The sequence below is a fragment of the Mesorhizobium monacense genome (assembly GCF_056781675.1).
Genome location: NZ_CM165567.1, coordinates 3,790,289 through 3,807,742, shown reverse-complemented (window position 1 = coordinate 3,807,742; position 17,454 = coordinate 3,790,289). Strand labels below are relative to the sequence as shown.

Below are 17,454 nucleotides of genomic sequence, written 5' to 3'. Positions count from 1 at the left end.
CATGGCTGCTTCCGAAACGATTCTCAGTGTCAAGGACCTGCGCGTCCGCTTCCGCACGCTCGATGGCGCGGTCGAGGCGGTCAAGGGCATCAACATCAACGTCAAGGCCGGTGAGACCGTTGCCGTGGTCGGCGAATCCGGTTCCGGCAAGAGCCAGACGATGATGGCGGCGATGAGCCTGCTGGCTTCCAACGGCGAAGCCACCGGCAGTGTCGACTACCGCGGCCGCAACCTTCTGACGCTGAGCAAGTCCGAGCTCAATCAGGTCCGCGGCCGCAAGATCAGCATGATCTTCCAGGAGCCCATGACCTCGCTCGATCCGCTCTATTCGATCGGCAACCAGCTGATCGAGCCGATCCGCCGGCATCGCGGGCTGAATGCCGCCGAAGCGCGCGAGGAGGCCCTCAAGCTGCTGCGGCTGGTGCATATTCCCGATCCCGAGCGGCGGATGAAATCCTATCCGCACGAAATGTCGGGCGGCCAGCGCCAGCGCGTCATGATCGCCATGGCTTTGGCCAACGATCCCGACATTCTGATCGCCGACGAGCCGACGACGGCGCTCGACGTGACCATCCAGGCGCAGATCCTGATGCTACTTGCCGAACTGCAGCGCAAGCTCGGCATGGCCATCGTCTTCATCACCCACGATCTCGGCATCGTCAGACGCTTCGCCGACCGCGTCTACGTCATGCGCCAGGGCGAAGTGGTGGAGGAGGGCGACGCCGAAGCGCTCTTCGCCAGCCCGCAGCACGCGTACACCAAGATGCTGCTCGCCGCCGAGCCGACCGGTTCCAAGGCGCCGCCGCCGGCCAACGCCCCGGTGCTGCTCGAAGGCAGGAATGTCGAAGTGGTGTTCAGGATCGGCGGCGGCTTTCTGTCCGGCGAGCCGCTGATGCTGCGCGCCGTCGACCGCATCTCGATCCGGCTGCAGCGCAACCAGACGATCGGCATCGTCGGCGAATCCGGCTCCGGAAAATCGACGCTCGGCCGCGCGCTGCTCAGGCTTTTGCCCAGCGACGGCCTGATCCGCTTCGGCGACCGCGACATTTCTACCGCCGACAGGCAGGCGATGCGGCCGCTCAGGCGCGAGATGCAGCTCGTCTTCCAGGATCCGTTCGGCTCGCTGTCACCACGCATGACCGTCGGCCAGGTCATCACCGAAGGGCTCCTGGTGCATGAGCCGAACCTTTCGGGCAAGCAGCGCGACCAGCGCGCTGTCGAGGCGTTGCTTGAGGTCGGGCTCGACCCCAATTCGCGCAACCGCTATCCGCATGAATTCTCCGGCGGCCAGCGTCAGCGCATCGCCATAGCCCGCGCCATGATCCTGAAGCCGAAGCTGGTGGTGCTGGACGAGCCGACCTCGGCGCTCGATCGTTCCGTTCAGAAGCAAATCGTCGAACTGCTGCGCAAGCTGCAGGCCGACCACGGACTTTCCTATCTGTTCATCAGCCACGATCTCGCCGTCGTGCGCGCCATGGCCGACTACATCATCGTCATGAAACAGGGCAAGATCGTCGAGGAAGGGCCGACCGAAGAGATATTCAGCAACCCGCAGGCCGCCTACACGCAGACGCTGATGAACGCGGCGATCGATGTCACGCGCTTTAGATTGAGCGCGTGAGGGACCGTCGTCCGACGGCATGCGACTCATTGCGAGGATGGGCAGCTGCGCTTCCTTGCTGCGACGATAGCCTGTTGCCGTTGCTGAAGCCGTTCGATCCTGGCCGTCTCGCGATTGGCGACCGCGGTCTTGACGGTCGAGCCGCCCAGCAGCCAGCGTGGGACGCTGGTGTTGGCAACCTTGCCGCGGGTGATTGCGGTCTGCGAGATGTCGCTGGCGGTGTCGCCGAGCGCGCTGTTGAGCTCGGTGCACGTCATCTTGTCGTATTTCGCCGGGTCGAGCGATCTGCTCGTCGATGAGCAGCCCGTAGCAAGAAGGAGCATTGCGGCCAGGGTGAATGGCAAGGCGACCGTCGACGTCAGCTTCATGTCTTGTCCGGTCTCGCCATTCCCGACTCCATGCCACCCGTGGAACTAGGGCAGGGCGCCATTAGGTCAAAGTGAGGCCTTGCTGTCGAGCATCATCGCGACTGGCCACGATCCAGCTCGCTACGAGCGCTGGCGGAAGGGACCCCCGACCAATTGACGCCTAACTCTCCGGTGGCGTCCATCGCGGGCACTTGAGCCTCATTAGCTTGGCTGGTCGTTCGTTTGTCGCGTCCCTGTGTCGTCAGTTCGCGCTACTTGACGCCACACTTGGCGGTCGAGGATGGCCGAGCATCGACGCCCGGTGATCGTCGGTAAGGGAATAGATGAAGTTATCACACGCAAAGCGAAGCCCGACCCAGGAAGGATCGCTTAGGGCGATATCCTTGTCTTTCGCGAAGAGTGTGCGGTTGCAACTCGACCAAACTGTATAGGAACTCAACCGATGGGGGAGCACGAAATAAAGTCACCTGGCTGGCGACTTTTTCGCGCTGGGAGTCACGGTTCGGTTTTGGCGCGAAGGAGGCACAAGGGCAGGTAGCCGTGATGCCGATTGTCGTGCCATTTGTGGTGCGGGGCGAAACTCTGGCTTACAGTGAACTCTGCTTGACAAGCCAATCTCTGACGGATGCCACATGGCCGCCAACGTCCAGCGTTCTTGGCCAGTCAGAAGGCTTGTCCCATAGTCACCGATTTCTGAAGCGCTGCTGCGAGGCCGTCTCGCACGGCTGCTTCAAACCCAGCTGCGCGCATGGCCTCCATGGCTGCCGCGGTGGTGCCGCGGTAGTCGAGAAAGGTCTGAACAATGTCTTTGGGACTGTCTGCGCGAGCTTCGAGGAGTCTTCCCGCTCCAATCAGAACCGCGCTAACGCTCCTTCGGGCAATATCCGAGCTCATTCCTCGGCCGACGGCGTCGTCCATCATCGCCGCCGCCAAAAGCGCGGGAAACGCCGGGCCGGATCCAGTGAGGCCAGTCAGATAGTCGATATCTGCTTCGCTTTTGACCTCATCGGCAGCGCCACAGGCCTCCAGTATCCGGCGAACGACATCGCGGTCATCCGCGGTGACCCCTTGAGAGCCTATCCAGGGAGTATAGGAATACCGCACCTCTGCCGCTGCATTCGGAAGCGTGCGGACGACACGGTCGGTCTTGAGACGTACAGCCAATTGGTCGATTGGGATTCCGGCCATGACCGACATCACGAGCTTGCCGTACGCAGAAATCTCGACAGCAGGCCAATCCTGGGGGCGGACCGATACGATGATGACATCGGAGCGATCCACCAGTTTCTGATTGTCCCTGGTCCATGTAGCGCTTGGCAGAAAGCCGGGTTACTCGCTTCTATGAGAGAGAGTGAGTTGCTCAGGGGACACTATTTGCGCATCGATGATGGCCTCGGCGAAGGCGCGGCCAAGCCACCCACCTCCGCCGATTATTCCGATGCTTAAGGGTTCGCCCATTGTCGAAACCTTCCTCAACCCGCCGAATAGCCGTGTCTGGCGAAGAACCGATCCAACTCGCGCTGCTGCGGGGCCTCGCCTGTAAAAATCTCCACGTACCCCGGAATGCGTTTCATGCGAGCCGCGAGATCTTCCTTGGTCTGCATTGAAATGTAGCCGATCTGCACGAGGTAGATGGTGCGCGCTCGAACATCGGCGGAGCCTTCTTCGTAGCCAAAGCGCATGAACATCTGGCTCATTGCGTCGAGACGCGTCTGGTCGGCTTTTTGGACCTCAGCCAGAATGTCAGGAGATTGCAGCGCCCAGCTTCTGACCGCGAACTCGAATTGGGAATCGAACAACGTCTTGTCAAGCCAGCAGTCGAAAACGTTCAGCATCGCTTCGGCGACCGTCTCCGCATATGCCTCGGCCTGCTTGACGAGGTTGCCGGTGTTCTTGTCGCGCCAACGCGTCACGAGGGCAGCCAACAGTTCTTCTCTATCCTTGAAGAACCAATAGAAGCTGGTGCGCGACAGGCCCAGCTTCTTGGCCAGTGGCGAAATTCTCACCGTGTCGACGCCTGATTCCAGGAGCAAGTCGTAGGCGGCTTCAAGCCACCCCTCCGGCGATCCGCGCCATCCGCTATCGTTCGAAATTTGCTCCATGAGCGACCAGCCTAACAAAATGTCAAAGTGAAAACCAGCGAAATGTACATGTATGTCTATTCAGTTGACGTCTGAGAACTCAAACTTGACATGCATGTACATTTTCGAATAGCATTCGCGCTTGCCGTCCCAGCCCGGAGTCCGTCTGATGTCGAACGATCCCCTTTTGCAGCCGTACAAACTCAAGCATTTGACCCTGCGCAACCGCATCATCGTGACGTCCCACGAGCCAGCCTATCCGGAGGACGGGATGCCGAAGCAGCGCTATCTCGCTTACACGGTGGAAAGGGCCAAGGGCGGTGTGGCGATGACGATGACAGCTGGGTCCGCGGCCGTCTCGAAGGACAGTCCCCCGGTCTTCAACAACCTGCTCGCCTACAAGGACGAGATCGTGCCGTGGATCAGGCAGATGACAGATGCGGTGCACGAAGAGGGCGCCGCCATCATGATCCAGCTAACCCATCTTGGACGGCGTACACGCTGGGACAAAGGCGACTGGCTTCCCGTCGTGGCGCCGTCCCATCATCGTGAAGCCTCACACCGCGCGTTTCCCAAGAAAATTGAAGACTGGGATATCGAGCGCATCATCAAGGACTTCGCAGATGCCGCCGAGCGGATGAAGGCGGGGGGAATGGATGGCGTCGAGCTTGAGGCTTACGGGCACTTGCTCGATCAGTTTACGTCTCCACTCACGAACGAACTTGACGGTCCCTATGGCGGTTCGCTTGATAACCGCATGCGCTTCTGCATGGATGTCTTGAAGGCGATCCGGTCACGGGTCGGCGAGGACTTCATTCTGGGCGTGCGATATACCGCGGATGAGGCTCTTCCCGGCGGCACTGGCAAGTCGGAGGGCCTTGAAATCTCCAAGCGCCTCAAGGAAAGCGGACTTGTCGATTACCTCAACGTGATCCGTGGCCACATCGACACCGATGCGGGCCTGACGGACGTCATTCCGATTCAGGGAATGGCGAATGCGCCGCACCTTGATTTTGCCGGCGAGATTCGTGCCGCGACCAACTTCCCAACATTCCATGCGGCGAAAATACCGGATGTGGCGACTGCGCGCCACGCGATTGCGTCGGGTAAGGTCGACATGATCGGCATGACGCGCGCGCACATGACCGACCCGCACATCGTGCGGAAGATCATCGAAAAGCGCGAAGACGAAATCAGGCCCTGCGTGGGTGCCAATTATTGCCTTGACCGTATCTATCAGGGTGGGGCGGCATACTGCATTCACAACGCCGCGACCGGCCGCGAACTGACCATGCCGCACATTGTCGCCAAGGCCGACACCCGCAAGAAGATTGTCATCGTCGGCGCAGGTCCGGCTGGCCTCGAGGCCGCCCGCGTGGCGGGCGAGCGCGGACACGAAGTCGTGGTGTTCGAGGCCGCCAGCGATCCGGGAGGGCAGATCCGCCTGACGGCGCAGAGCCCACGCCGTAAGGAGATGATGAGCATCATCGATTGGCGCATGGCCCAGTGCGAAAAACACGGAGTGACCATCAAGTTCAATACCTGGGCGGAAGCCGACACCATCGAGGCTGAAAACCCGGACGTCGTCATCATCGCCACGGGTGGGGTGGCCCACACCGACGTCCTTTCCAAGGGCAACGAGTTCGTGGTGTCTTCATGGGACATCATCTCCGGAGACGTGAAGCCGGGAAGCAATGTCCTCATCTTCGACGATGCGGGTGACCACGCGGCACTCCAGGCCGCGGAATTCCTCGCGGGCGCCGGAGCGAAGGTTGAAATCATGACACCGGACCGGTCCTTCTCACCCGAGGTCATGGCGATGAACCTCGTGCCCTACATGAGGTCTCTTCAAAAACTCGACGTGATTTTCACGGTTACCTATCGGCTCGAGTCTGTTGAAAAGAACGGCAACCAGCTCATTGCGCACGTTGGCAGTGACTACGGCGGCATATCCAAACAGCGCAATGTGGATCAGGTTGTCGTCAATCACGGCACCGTTCCGCTCGACGACATCTATTTCGAACTGAAACCGAAATCGACCAATCACGGCGAGATTTCGCACGATGAGCTCATCACCGGACAACCGCAGTCGGTGGTGCGCAATGCGCAGGGCCAATTCCAGCTCTTCCGCATCGGCGACGCTGTTTCAGCGCGCAACACCCACGCCGCGATCTACGACGCACTTCGTCTGGCGAAAGATATCTGATTGGCGGGGCGGACGACAGCGTGCACTCTTCGTAGCAAGGATTCGGCCATGATCAGAAGTGACGCGCTGCAATATTTTGTAGACACCGCGTTCGTGGCGTTCGACCGGTTCTCTCACGACCTGCGGTCGCGCAGATCAAGGGGAAGGGATATCGAAGGCGTCTAGCGTGTCCGCCGGCTGCACCGAGCGGCCCAGATTCGCATCTGTTTCTGTGGGGATATCTGTGGGGTAGCGGACATGTAATGTCGCTAACCCATTGTTTTTTCTGGTCGGAGTGGCAGGATTTGAACCTGCGACCCCCTCGTCCCGAACGAGGTGCGCTACCAGGCTGCGCTACACTCCGTGACCAGACCGCGGGCTTATAGCCGCCGTACTTCGTTCCTGCAAGCGGCAATGGCAGCGCTTCTGTCGCATTTCGTCCGCTTTCGCCGCAGACGCCAGGATGGACGAGATTTGTCGGTCCGACAAACAGGGCGAGATGGGGAAGCGGACCAGTAGCGATGGAAACCGCTGAGGTCCGCTTCCCGATTTTCATGGGCTCATGATGTTTACGGCAATTCAGGCAGCGGAAGACGTCCGCCCAAGAGCGCTCCAGTCGAATTCGCGTGCCCAGTCGGCAAAACCGTGCCAGCGGACCTCCGGGAATTCCGTGCGCAAGGCGGCGATGTCGACGTCGTAACCGACGCGGTCGAACCATTCGAACATCGACGCTGCATCCTCGCTCTGCTGGCGGGCTGCGGCGAGCGGGATTTCCTGATAACTGATCGGACGGCCGATGGTCTGAGACAGGATCTTCGCCTGATCCTCGCCGGACAACTCGTCTCCGGCAAAATCGATGCGCCTACCGAGCACCTGTTCGCGACGCTCGACCAGAGCGGCGACAAAGGCGCCGATGTCCAACAGCGTGACCAACTGGAGGACGCGCTTCGGGGGCATCGCGAAGGCATGCGTGCCCTGGCTGAGCGCGCCGATCGACCATGGCGCGACGACGTTCTCCATGAAGGCGACTGGCGCGCTGATCGTGTAGGGGATGCCGAGCTGCTGGATATGCTGCTCAACGAGATATTTGCTTTCGAAATGCGGGATGCCGGTTTTCTTGTCGGCGTCGGCAACCGATGAATAGATCAGATGTCCAATGCCGGCAGCCTTCGCTGCATCGGCGGCAAGAATCCCCTGGCGCGTCTCCTCCGCCATGCCGGCCTCATAGCTGTTGCCCATCAGAAACATGGTGTCGACGTCACTTGCAGCCCTCACGACGGACGCTGTGTCGGCGAGATTGCCGGCCACGACATCGGCGCCCACCGACGCCAGCTGCCTCGCGGCATCGCAGTCCGGCCTGCGTGTCAGTGCTTTGACGCGATGTCCTTTCGACAGCAGGGCACGCGCAACCGCGCCGCCTTGCTGGCCTGTGGCGCCGGTCACCAAAATGCTTCGTTTGCTGGTCATCTTGTCTGCTCCTTCTTGTTTCGCTGGAGCAAAATTAGGGTCTGTCGCATTGATGCATAATTGCCTATAGTTGGAAAACTTTGTCCCATATTTGGATACAATGCTCGATCTCAACGATATCGCCGTGTTCGCTCGCGTCGTCGAAGCCGGCAGCTTCACCGCTGCCGCGCGTCTGCTCGCCATGCCCAAGACGACGGTCAGCCGACGCATCGCCGCGCTTGAGCGCGAGGTCGGGGTGCGCCTGCTGCAGCGCACGACACGCAGCCTCAACCTGACGGATGCCGGACGTCTCTATTACGAACAGAGCAGCCAGGCGCTGCGGACGATCGAGGAAGCAAATCTGCACCTCGCGGAAGCGAGGGCGGAACCATCGGGCACGATCCGCATTTCGGCGCCTGTCGGCTTCGGCGACTATTTCCTCACTGGCGCCGTGGTCGACTTCCTGACGATGTACCCGAAGACCAAGGTCGAGCTCCGCCTGACTGACGACAGGCTCAATCTGGTCGAGGACGGCATAGATATCGCTTTCCGCACCGGCGTCCTCCAGGATTCGACGCTGATCGCCCGCAAGCTCGGCTCCACGCACAGGCTGCTCTGCGCCAGCCCGGATTATCTCGCGCGCCACGGGGTGCCGGAAGAATCCGCGGATCTCGCTCACCATCACTGCGTCATCGCCGGCTCCTCGGCCGCCGGCGCGCACTGGGTGCTGGACGGGCCGCGCGGCCAGGAGACGGTCGCGGTGGCCGGACGCTTCGCCGCCAACGAGATGCAGGCGGTCGTCACGGCGACGCTTGCGGGCTTCGGCATCGCCCAATTGCCGCAGGCGATAGCCGAGGGGCTGATTAATGAGGGGCGGTTGCAGCACGTTCTTGGGGAGCACACGACGCCGGCCGGTGGCCTCCACGTCCTCTATCCGAGCAGCCGCCACCTTTCGCCGCTGGTCAAGGCTTTCATCGAGCTGGCAGCCGAACGGATTTCGAATCGGGTAAACACCGCCTAGGCATGTATGCTACCCAAACCGGCCAATTCCCGAGCGAGGCCTGAATGAGCGAGCGGATCGTCAGTTTTGTCATGAGCGGCGGCGTCGGGTCGCGGCTCTGGCCGCTGTCGCGCGAGGACAACCCCAAGCAGTTCCACGACCTCTCCGGCGACGGCTCGATGCTGGCCAAGACCTTGCGCCGGCTGACGGCAAGGCCGGATGGTGAGACACCGATCTTCTTGATCGCCGCCGAGCGCCATGCCGAACGTGTCCATGCCGATCTTGCCGGCCTCGATCTCGCCGGCGGCGGCCCGCTGTTCGAGCCGGCTGGCCGCAACACCGCCGCCGCCGTCGCGCTGGCCACGTTGCGCACACTGTCGGAGTTCGGCGACAGCCTGGTGCTGGTGGTGCCGTCCGACCACGAGATCTCGACGGCGCGGCAGTTCTGGCAGAGCGTCGAGGCCGGCGCCGAGGCGGCAGGTGCCGGCCGGCTGGTGGTGTTCGGCATCAAGCCGAGCCAACCCGAGACCGGCTACGGCTATATTGCGGTCGCCGCCGACAGGGCCGGTGTATTCGATGTCTCGCGCTTCGTCGAAAAGCCCGACCTCGCCACCGCGCAAGGCTATGTCGAGGCCGGTACCTTCTACTGGAACACCGGCATCTTCCTGTTTCGCGCCGGCGCCATGCGCGATGCCTTTGCGGCTTTCGCGCCTGATATCTGGCAGGCCACCGAGGCGGCCTTTGACGCGGCGACCAGCGATCTCTCCGGCCTCTACATGCCGCTGGAGCTCTATTCCGCCATCCCATCGACGTCGATCGACTACGCTGTCATGGAACGGGCGAGCGACATCGCCATGGTGCCGGCCGGCTTCCGCTGGAACGATCTCGGCTCATGGCAGTCGCTGCTCGATGTCGGCCCCTCCGACAAGCAGGGCAATGTCATCGTCGGCGACGTCGTCGCCATCGATTGCGAGAATTCCTATATCCGCGGCGAAGGCCGGCTGTTGTCGGCCATCGGCATGAAGGATGTCGCCATAGTCTCGACCGCCGACGCCACTTTCGTTGCCCCGGTCAGCCACAGCCAGCATGTCAAGAAGATCGTCGAGCAGCTGGAAAAATCAGGCCGGCTTGAAACAAGGTTCACGCCGGCGCAGGACCGCGTCATCGAAAGCGGCGCCTGGCGGCAACGCGTCCATCACTGGCTGTTCGACGAGACCTTGCCGCTGTGGTCGACATCGGGCGTCGATGAACGCCATGGCGGTTTTCACGAGGCGCTGGGCTTCGACGCCGCGCCGCTGCTGAAGCCCAAGCGCATGCGCACGCAAGCCCGCCAGGTCTATGCCTTTGCGGTCGCCAAGGAGCGCGGCTGGACCGGCCCGGCCGACCAGCTGATCGCGCATGGTATCGATTTCATGGCCAGCAATGGCCGCACCACCAGGGGCGGCTGGGTGCGCACGCTCAACATCGACGGCTCGGTCGCCGATCCGGCCGAGGACGCCTATGACCATTCCTGCGTGCTGCTGGCGCTGGCGCACGCCCATATATCAGGCCATCCCGATGCGCTGCGGCTCGGCGAGGAGACTTTCGCCTTTCTCGACGCCCACCTCGAGGACAGCCGCATGACCGGCTTCCTCGAAACGTCGGACGGCGCGGGCGAGCGGCGCTCCAACCCGCATATGCATCTGCTCGAAGCCTTCCTGGCCTGGCATCAGGCGACCGGCGAGCGCGCCTATCTGCGCCGCGCGGCGCGCATTATCGACCTCTTTCGCAGCCATTTCTTCGACCCGGAAAGCTGGACGCTGGGCGAATATTTCGACGCCGGCTGGAAGCCGGTGGCCGGCGAGAAGGGCGCCTGGACCGAGCCTGGCCATCATTTCGAATGGGCCTCGCTGCTCGTTGATTTCGCGGCCCGCAGCGGCCAGACCGAGCTCAGCGGCTTTGCCCGAAAACTATATGCTTCGGCGATCGCCAACGGCCTCAACCGCGCCACCGGCCTCTCCTATGGCGCCGTCTCCAGACAGGGCCTGCCACTCGACCTTGTGTCGCGCAGCTGGCCGCAGGCCGAGGCGGTCAAGGCGGCGATCGCGCTGGATGGCACAGGCGGCCCTGACCTCAAGCCCGAGATCGAGGCGCGCGTCGGCCGCCTGTTCCGCTGGCACGTCGATCCGGCGCCGCTGGGTCTCTGGATCGACCGCATCGACGAGCGCGGCCGCTCGCTGGCATCAGACGTGCCCGCCAGCATCTTTTATCACCTCGTCTGCGCGCTGACGCAGTATCTGGATGGGACGGCTGACAAAGGCTGAAGCGCTGAAGCTGCCAAACTTCCCCGGGGGAGATCGGCTGTCACGCCGGCTTTCGCCAATCAATACGGGCTCGCCACATCCCCAGCCTCGACATAGATCGCCTTCAGCTGCGAGTAGAGCGCCAGCGCTGCCAGCGAATTCTCCCGTCCGATGCCCGACTGCTTGAAGCCGCCGAAGGGGATTTCGACCGGCGTCAGATTGTAGGCGTTGATCCAGCAGGTGCCGGCCTGCAACTCGGCGATGACGCGGTGGGCGCGCGGCAGGTCGCGCGTGAAGACGCCGGCGGCAAGGCCGAACTCGGTGTCGTTGGCGCGGTCGATCACCTCGTCCTCGCTGTCGAACTTCAGCACGCTCATCACCGGCCCGAAGATCTCCTCGCGGGCGATGCGCATGCTGTCGGTGACGCCTGTGAACACCGTCGGCTCGACGAAGAAGCCGCCGCCAAAACCCTGCAGCGACGGCACATTGCCGCCGCAGGCGAGCGTCGCGCCATCCTGCTTGCCGGCCTCGATGTACGAAATGACCTTTTCGTGCTGCGCCTTGTTGACGAGCGGTCCCATCTGCGTCTCGGGGTCGAGCGGATCACCGATGCGAATCTTCTTGGTCCGCTCGACCAGCCTTTCGACGAAGCGGTCGTGGATCCCGCTTTGCACGAAGACGCGCGTGCCGTTGGAGCAGATCTGGCCGGTCGAATAGAAATTGCCGAGCATGGCGCCGCCAATGGCATTTTCGAGATCGGCGTCGTCGAAGACGATCAGCGGCGACTTGCCGCCGAGTTCCATGGTCGCGTGCTTCATCTTCGAGCCGGCGAGCGACAGCACCTTGCGGCCGGTCGGCACCGAGCCGGTCACCGAGACCTTGGCGACGACATCGTGACCGACGAGGCCGGCGCCGACATCGCCATAGCCTTGCACCACATTGAACAGCCCGTCGGGCAAGCCGGCCTCGGTGTAGATCTCGGCCAGTGCCAGCGCCGACAGCGGCGTGTTCTCCGACGGCTTGAACACCATGGCATTGCCCATGGCCAGAGCCGGCGCGGATTTCCAGCCGGCGATCTGGATCGGATAATTCCAGGCGCCGATGCCGACGCAGACGCCGAGCGCCTCGCGGCGCGTATAGGCGAAGGGCCCGCCGAGATCGATGGACTCGCCATTGAAGGCAGCGACCGCGCCGCCGAAATATTCCAGGCAGTCTGCCGCCGACGGCGCGTCCGCCACCAGCGTCTCCTGGATCGCCTTGCCGGTGTCCAAAGTCTCGATGCGGGCGAGATCGGCGTTGCGTGCGCGCAGGATGTCGGCGGCGCGGCGCAGGATGCGCCCGCGCTCGACAGGCTTCAAACGTGCCCAGGCGGGCTGTGCCGCCCGCGCGGCCTCGATCGCCAGTTCCAGCACGTTCGGCGTCGCCGAATGCAATGTCGCGATGGTCTCGCCAGTGGCCGGATAGATGACCGGCAACGGCGCACCCCGCTCGTCGTCCAGGTAGCGGCCGTTGACATAGTGCGATGCCGTTGGCTGGGCGCGCATGGCTATTCTCCGATTTTCATTCGCGACATGCGGATCGTTCAGTCCGCCCGACAATGCTCTATCTGTCCGACACCTGCCAGCGCGGATTGATCCATGGTTCCTGGTTGGACGACGCCAGCGGCGTGCGGCCGAGTATGTGGTCGGCCGCCTTCTCGCCGGTCATGATCGACGGCGCGTTGAGGTTGCCGTTGGTGACGCGCGGGAAGATCGAGGAATCCGCGACACGCAACCCCTCGACGCCGATGACGCGACACTCCGGATCGACGACGCTCATCTGATCGTCGGCACGACCCATCTTGCAGGTGCCGCAGGGATGGTAGGCGCTCTCGGCGTGGTCACGGATGAAGGCGTCGAGATCCTCGTCCGACTGCACGTGGCTGCCGGGTGAAATCTCCTTGCCACGGAAGCCGTCAAAAGCCTTCTGGCCGAAAATCTCGCGCGTCAGCCGGATGCAGTGGCGGAACTCGGTCCAGTCGTCTGGATGCGACATGTAGTTGAAGCGGATCACCGGCTTCGATTTCGGGTCCGGCGAGCGCAGCGTCACCGAGCCGCGCGACTTCGACCGCATGGGCCCGACATGCGCCTGGAAGCCGTGCGATTTCGCCGCCGCCTTGCCGTCGTAGCGCACCGCCGCCGGGATGAAATGATACTGGATATCAGGATAGTCGACGCCGGCCTGCGAGCGCACGAAGGCCGCCGCTTCGAAATGGTTGGTCGCCCCGAGGCCGGTCTTGAAGAACAGCCATTGCGCACCGATCAGCGCTTTGGAGAACGGATTGAGCACCGAGTTCAGCGTGATCGGCTTGGTCGATTCCTGCTGGATGTAGAGCTCCATATGGTCCTGCAGGTTGCGGCCGACGCCGGGCCGCTCGGCCACGACCTGGATACCGTTTTCCTGAAGATGCGCGCCCGGGCCGATGCCGGACAGCATCAGGATCTTGGGCGAGTTGATCGACGAAGCGGCGACGATCACCTCACGTCGCGCCTTAACGACCTGAATCTGTTTGTGAGCTTCGATCTCGACGCCGACGGCGCGTTGATTCTCGATGATCACCCGCCGGGCGAAACCCTTGAGCAGGCTAACGTTTTTTCGCCTGAGCGCCGGCTTCAGATAGGCGCTTGCCGCCGACCAGCGGCGGCCGCCGCTTATGGTCTGTTCCATCGGCCCGAAGCCTTCCTGCTTGGCACCATTGTAGTCGTCGGTCAGCTCGAAGCCGGCCTGGCGGCCGGCCTCGACGAAGGCACCGTAGAGCGGATTGCGTCGCGGCCCGCGCTGCACATGCAGCGGGCCGCTCTTGCCCCGCCAGCCGTCCTCGCCGCCGTCGGAGTCTTCCATGCGCTTGAAGTAGGGCAGCACGTCGGCGAAGCCCCAGCCGGTCGCACCTTCCTCGGCCCAGTGGTCGAAGTCGCGCGCATGGCCGCGCACATAGACCATGCCGTTGATCGAGGAAGAACCGCCGATGACCTTGCCGCGCGGCGTCGCCAGCACGCGGCCGCCGAGATGCGGCTCCGGCTCGCTGGCAAAACCCCAGTCGTAGAGGCTCATGTTGAGCGGGATCGACAGTGCCGACGGCATCTGGATCAGCGGCCCGAGATCGGTGCCGCCGAACTCGATGACGATCACCGAATGCTTGCCGTCTTCCGACAGCCGGTAGGCCATGGCCGAGCCGGCCGAGCCGGAGCCGATGATGACGAAATCTGCTTCAAGCATTGTTCATATGCGCCATGAAATCGGCGAGCGAGACATTGCCGCCAGTAGCCACAACAAGGACGGTCTTTCCCGCTACATCGACTTTGCCCCCAAGCAGCGCCGCGAGCGACGCAGCACCCGACGGTTCGAGCACCAGTTTCATCCGCTCGAAGGCGATCCGCATCGCGCTGCGCACCCCGGCGTCGTCGACGGTGATGCCGCGAACGCCGGCCGTCTTGACCGCCGCGAACGGCGCGTCGCCCGGCCGCCGCGACATCAGCCCGTCGCAGATCGACTTCGGGCCGATCGGCATCGTCTCGATGGCGCCATGCGCCAGCGACGAGCCCATGCCGTTGAATCCCTCCGGCTCGACGCCGATGATCTCGGTCGCCGGCGACAGATAGTGGAAGGCGAGCGACACGCCGCCGATCAGCCCGCCGCCACCGACAGAGCAGAACAACAGATCGGCCTTGGCGCCCTTGACATCGAGTTGCTCGAGCGCTTCGAGTCCGGCGCCGGCCTGGCCGGCGACGATCTCCGGATCGTCGAAGGGATGCAGCAGCGTAAGCCCTTCGGTCTCGGCGATCTCGCGCGCCTTGGCGGCGGCGACCTCTTCACGCGCCCGCTCACCATGGTCGGTCAGCACGACGCGCGCGCCGTAGCCCGCCGTGGCGTCGCGCTTGGCGGCCGGCGCATCGATCGGCATGACGATGGTAACGGGGATGCCGAGCGCCTGGCCGGCTGCCGCCAGGCCTTGCGCGAAATTGCCGGAGGAATAGGCGACGACGCCTTTGCTCGCCTCGTCAGGCGAAAGCCGCTTCAGCCGCCAATAGGCGCCGCGCACCTTGAACGAACCCGCCCATTGCAGCGATTCCGGCTTGACGAAGACGCGAGCCGCACCGGTCTCGCGGGCAAGTGCGGCCGAACTCAAGCAACGGCGTGATCTGCGTCGCCTTGGCGGTGACCGCGTAGGCCTGCCTGAGGTGATCGAGGGAGGGGATGAGAATTGTCATCATTCGCCTCGCGGATACCTTTTGCTCTCTTCGAGATTGTCGAGATTCATGTGGTTGCGCATGTAGCGCTCGGACGCCTTTTGCAGCGGCTGGAAATCCCATGGGTAATAGGCGCCGTTGCGCAGTGCCGGATAGACGACCCAGCGGCGCGCCTGGCTTTCGCGCACCGCCGCGTCGAAGCCGGCCATGTCCCAGCGGGCCCGGACCTTGTCCATGAACGTCGCTACCAGTGATACATTGGCCGGATCGTCGGCTAGGTTGTCCCGCTCGAGCGGATCGGCTTCGAGATCGAACAATTGCGGCGGGTCGAGCTCGCAATGGACGAATTTGTATTGGCCGTCGCGGATCGCGACCAGCGGTGCATAGGAGCCTTCCGCGGCATACTCGATCAACACAGGCGCGGTACGCTGCCCGCCCTTGGTAAGCGGCAACAGCGACTGGCCGTCGGTCCATGGCGCGATAGCGCCGATGTCGATGCCGGCGAGGTCGCAAAGCGTCGGCGTTACGTCGAGATTGGAGACCGGCGCCTCGATCAGCCCGGTGGGCACGCCCTTGCCGGCAATCATCAGCGGCACCCGCACCGAGCCTTCGAAAAAGCTCATCTTGAACCACAGGCCGCGCTCGCCGAGCATGTCACCGTGGTCCGAGCAGAACAGGATGACGGTGTCGTCGAGCATGCGAGTGCGCCCGAGGACGTCGAGAAGCTCGCCGAGCTTGTCGTCGACATAGGAGATGTTGGCGAAATAGCCGCGCCGGGAACGACGCACCTGCTCACGGGAAATATCGAAGGAGGAGTAGTCGGAGGCGTGATAGAGCCGTTGCGAATGCGTATCCTGCTCGTCATGCGCGATGAACCCTGTTTCCGGGTCCAGCGCCTGGCAATGTTCGTAGAGATCCCAGTACTGCTTGCGTGCGACGTAAGGGTCGTGCGGGTGCGACAGCGAAACGGTGAGGCACCAGGGCCGATGGGTGGCATCGTCCTGCTCGCGCGAGAGCTGATAGAGCTTCTGCGTGGCCAGGAACACGACCTCGTCGTCATATTCCATCTGGTTGGTGGTCTCGGCGACGCCGGCGCCGGTCACCGAGCCCATATTGTGATACCACCAGTCGATGCGCTCGCCGGGGTTGCGATAATCCGGTGTCCAGCCGAAATCGGCCGGATAGATGTCGGTGGTCAGCCGCTCCTCGAAACCGTGCAGTTGATCCGGCCCGACGAAATGCATCTTGCCCGACAGGCAGGTGTAATAGCCGGCGGCGCGCAGATGATGGGCGAAGGTCGGGATGGAAGACGCGAATTCGGCGGCATTGTCATAGACCCCGGTGCGCGACGGCAATTGCCCGCTCATGAACGAGGCGCGGCCCGGCGCGCAGAGCGGCGAGGCCGTATAGTTGTTGGCAAAGCGCGTCGAGCGGGCGGCAAGCGCCTTCAGATGCGGCACATGCAGGAAATCGGCCGGTCCATCCGGAAACAAGGTCCCGTTGAGCTGATCGACCATGACGATGAGGAAATTGGGTCGATTCACTGCGCGCTCCGGCCGCTGAGTTTCGTTTCGAGATAGTCCTCGACCAGCGCGATCGCGGTCGCGGCGTCGGGCACGCCGTCCTTCAGCGCGCGCCTGATGTAGAGCCCGTCGATCAGCGCCGCGGTCCCTTCGGCGACGCGGTCGGCTTCGTTGCGCGGCAGGATACCGGTCAGTCCGCTCAACAGGTTGGAATGCAGCCGCCGCGCATAGACCTTGAGCAGCCGGCGCAATGCGGCCGATTTCTGCGCCTCGACGTAGAAGGCGAGCCAGGCGGCGATCGTTTCCGGCTGGAACTGGAGATCGGAGAAGTTGACGGCGACCACCGCCGAAACGCGCTCGCGTGAGGTTTTGGCCGAACCCAGGGCGCGCAGCGTGTCGGCGGTCAGTTCGGCCAGTATGTGCCGCATCGTCGCCAGCAGTAGCTCGTCCTTGGCGCCGAAATAGTGATGGGCAAGCGCGGACGACACGCCAGCCCGCCCGGCGATCTCCGACATGGTCACGTCAAGCGAGCCGCGCTCGCCGATCGCCGAGATCGTCGCGTCGATGAGCGCCTTGCGGCGCAATGGCTCCATTCCGATTTTCGGCATTCTTGTTCCCGGCTCTTGCCCCATGATTATTTTTTATTGATCCGTCAATCAACAAAAAATCGAAGCTGTGTGCGCTGCACCAAACGATTGTTCTGTTCCGGCCCTTCACGGGGC

Annotated in this window: 11 protein-coding genes, 1 tRNA gene and 2 pseudogenes; 4 read left to right on the top strand and 10 right to left on the bottom strand. The window is 63.1% G+C overall.

Going from position 1 to position 17,454, the window contains the following annotated elements:
* Position 1: 1 nt before the first annotated feature.
* Positions 2 to 1,621, top strand: coding sequence for an ABC transporter ATP-binding protein (locus tag AC1RUK_RS18650; protein ID WP_481834447.1), 1,620 nt, complete (start codon positions 2 to 4; stop codon positions 1,619 to 1,621).
* A 26-nt stretch (positions 1,622 to 1,647) separates the two neighbouring features.
* Here AC1RUK_RS18650 and AC1RUK_RS18645 read toward each other — a convergent pair whose 3' ends face one another.
* From AC1RUK_RS18645 to AC1RUK_RS18635, 3 genes and pseudogenes are all read right to left on the bottom strand, one after another.
* A complete protein-coding gene (locus AC1RUK_RS18645) occupies positions 1,648 to 1,989 on the bottom strand; it encodes a hypothetical protein (protein WP_481834448.1) in 342 nt (113 codons plus the stop codon).
* A gap of 663 nt (positions 1,990 to 2,652) precedes the next feature.
* Positions 2,653 to 3,447: pseudogene (locus tag AC1RUK_RS18640) on the bottom strand (pyrroline-5-carboxylate reductase family protein).
* Positions 3,448 to 3,461: 14 nt separating this feature from the next.
* Entirely contained in the window at positions 3,462 to 4,091 is a 630-nt protein-coding gene (locus AC1RUK_RS18635; protein ID WP_481834449.1) for a TetR/AcrR family transcriptional regulator, read from the bottom strand.
* A 148-nt stretch (positions 4,092 to 4,239) separates the two neighbouring features.
* Here AC1RUK_RS18635 and AC1RUK_RS18630 point away from each other — a divergent pair, with 148 nt between their 5' ends.
* Positions 4,240 to 6,276, top strand: coding sequence for an oxidoreductase (locus AC1RUK_RS18630; protein WP_481834450.1), 2,037 nt, complete (start codon positions 4,240 to 4,242; stop codon positions 6,274 to 6,276).
* A 266-nt stretch (positions 6,277 to 6,542) separates the two neighbouring features.
* Here the strand turns inward: AC1RUK_RS18630 and AC1RUK_RS18625 are convergent.
* A tRNA-Pro gene (locus tag AC1RUK_RS18625) sits at positions 6,543 to 6,619 on the bottom strand.
* Positions 6,620 to 6,834: 215 nt separating this feature from the next.
* A complete protein-coding gene (locus tag AC1RUK_RS18620) occupies positions 6,835 to 7,722 on the bottom strand; it encodes an NmrA/HSCARG family protein (RefSeq protein ID WP_481834451.1) in 888 nt (295 codons plus the stop codon).
* Between the two features lie 100 nt (positions 7,723 to 7,822).
* Here AC1RUK_RS18620 and AC1RUK_RS18615 point away from each other — a divergent pair, with 100 nt between their 5' ends.
* Complete coding sequence (locus AC1RUK_RS18615) at positions 7,823 to 8,722, top strand: LysR family transcriptional regulator (RefSeq protein WP_481834452.1); 900 nt, start codon at positions 7,823 to 7,825, stop codon at positions 8,720 to 8,722.
* A 44-nt stretch (positions 8,723 to 8,766) separates the two neighbouring features.
* Positions 8,767 to 11,004 (top strand): AGE family epimerase/isomerase, encoded by a 2,238-nt coding sequence (locus AC1RUK_RS18610; RefSeq protein WP_481834453.1) that lies wholly within the window; start codon positions 8,767 to 8,769, stop codon positions 11,002 to 11,004.
* Between the two features lie 59 nt (positions 11,005 to 11,063).
* On the opposite strand, the gene betB is transcribed toward AC1RUK_RS18610, so the two are convergent.
* From betB to betI, 5 genes and pseudogenes are all read right to left on the bottom strand, one after another.
* Positions 11,064 to 12,527: a betaine-aldehyde dehydrogenase gene (betB, locus tag AC1RUK_RS18605; protein WP_481834454.1), complete on the bottom strand. Its 1,464-nt coding sequence runs from the start codon at positions 12,525 to 12,527 to the stop codon at positions 11,064 to 11,066.
* 58 nt (positions 12,528 to 12,585) lie between these two features.
* Positions 12,586 to 14,238 carry a choline dehydrogenase gene (gene betA, locus AC1RUK_RS18600; RefSeq protein WP_481834455.1) on the bottom strand — a complete coding sequence of 551 codons (1,653 nt, stop codon included), beginning with the start codon at positions 14,236 to 14,238 and terminating at the stop codon, positions 12,586 to 12,588.
* Positions 14,231 to 15,233: pseudogene (locus tag AC1RUK_RS18595) on the bottom strand (threonine/serine dehydratase family protein). Before AC1RUK_RS18595 ends, betA begins: the two are co-directional and overlap by 8 nt.
* The gene (gene betC / locus AC1RUK_RS18590) at positions 15,230 to 16,726 is read right to left on the bottom strand and encodes a choline-sulfatase (protein ID WP_481839461.1); all 1,497 of its coding nucleotides are present in this window, start codon (positions 16,724 to 16,726) and stop codon (positions 15,230 to 15,232) included. Before betC ends, AC1RUK_RS18595 begins: the two are co-directional and overlap by 4 nt.
* 23 nt (positions 16,727 to 16,749) lie before the next feature.
* Positions 16,750 to 17,340, bottom strand: coding sequence for a choline-binding transcriptional repressor BetI (gene betI / locus AC1RUK_RS18585; RefSeq protein ID WP_436171642.1), 591 nt, complete (start codon positions 17,338 to 17,340; stop codon positions 16,750 to 16,752).
* Between the last annotated feature and the right edge of the window lie 114 nt (positions 17,341 to 17,454).

Coding starts and splice junctions, on each gene's coding strand:
- AC1RUK_RS18650 (WP_481834447.1), top strand. CDS start 2: ATGGCTGCTTCCGAAACGATTCTCAGTGTCAAGGACCTGCGCGTCCGC.
- AC1RUK_RS18645 (WP_481834448.1), bottom strand. CDS start 1,989: ATGAAGCTGACGTCGACGGTCGCCTTGCCATTCACCCTGGCCGCAATG.
- AC1RUK_RS18635 (WP_481834449.1), bottom strand. CDS start 4,091: ATGGAGCAAATTTCGAACGATAGCGGATGGCGCGGATCGCCGGAGGGG.
- AC1RUK_RS18630 (WP_481834450.1), top strand. CDS start 4,240: ATGTCGAACGATCCCCTTTTGCAGCCGTACAAACTCAAGCATTTGACC.
- AC1RUK_RS18620 (WP_481834451.1), bottom strand. CDS start 7,722: ATGACCAGCAAACGAAGCATTTTGGTGACCGGCGCCACAGGCCAGCAA.
- AC1RUK_RS18615 (WP_481834452.1), top strand. CDS start 7,823: ATGCTCGATCTCAACGATATCGCCGTGTTCGCTCGCGTCGTCGAAGCC.
- AC1RUK_RS18610 (WP_481834453.1), top strand. CDS start 8,767: ATGAGCGAGCGGATCGTCAGTTTTGTCATGAGCGGCGGCGTCGGGTCG.
- betB (WP_481834454.1), bottom strand. CDS start 12,527: ATGCGCGCCCAGCCAACGGCATCGCACTATGTCAACGGCCGCTACCTG.
- betA (WP_481834455.1), bottom strand. CDS start 14,238: ATGCTTGAAGCAGATTTCGTCATCATCGGCTCCGGCTCGGCCGGCTCG.
- betC (WP_481839461.1), bottom strand. CDS start 16,726: ATGGTCGATCAGCTCAACGGGACCTTGTTTCCGGATGGACCGGCCGAT.
- betI (WP_436171642.1), bottom strand. CDS start 17,340: ATGCCGAAAATCGGAATGGAGCCATTGCGCCGCAAGGCGCTCATCGAC.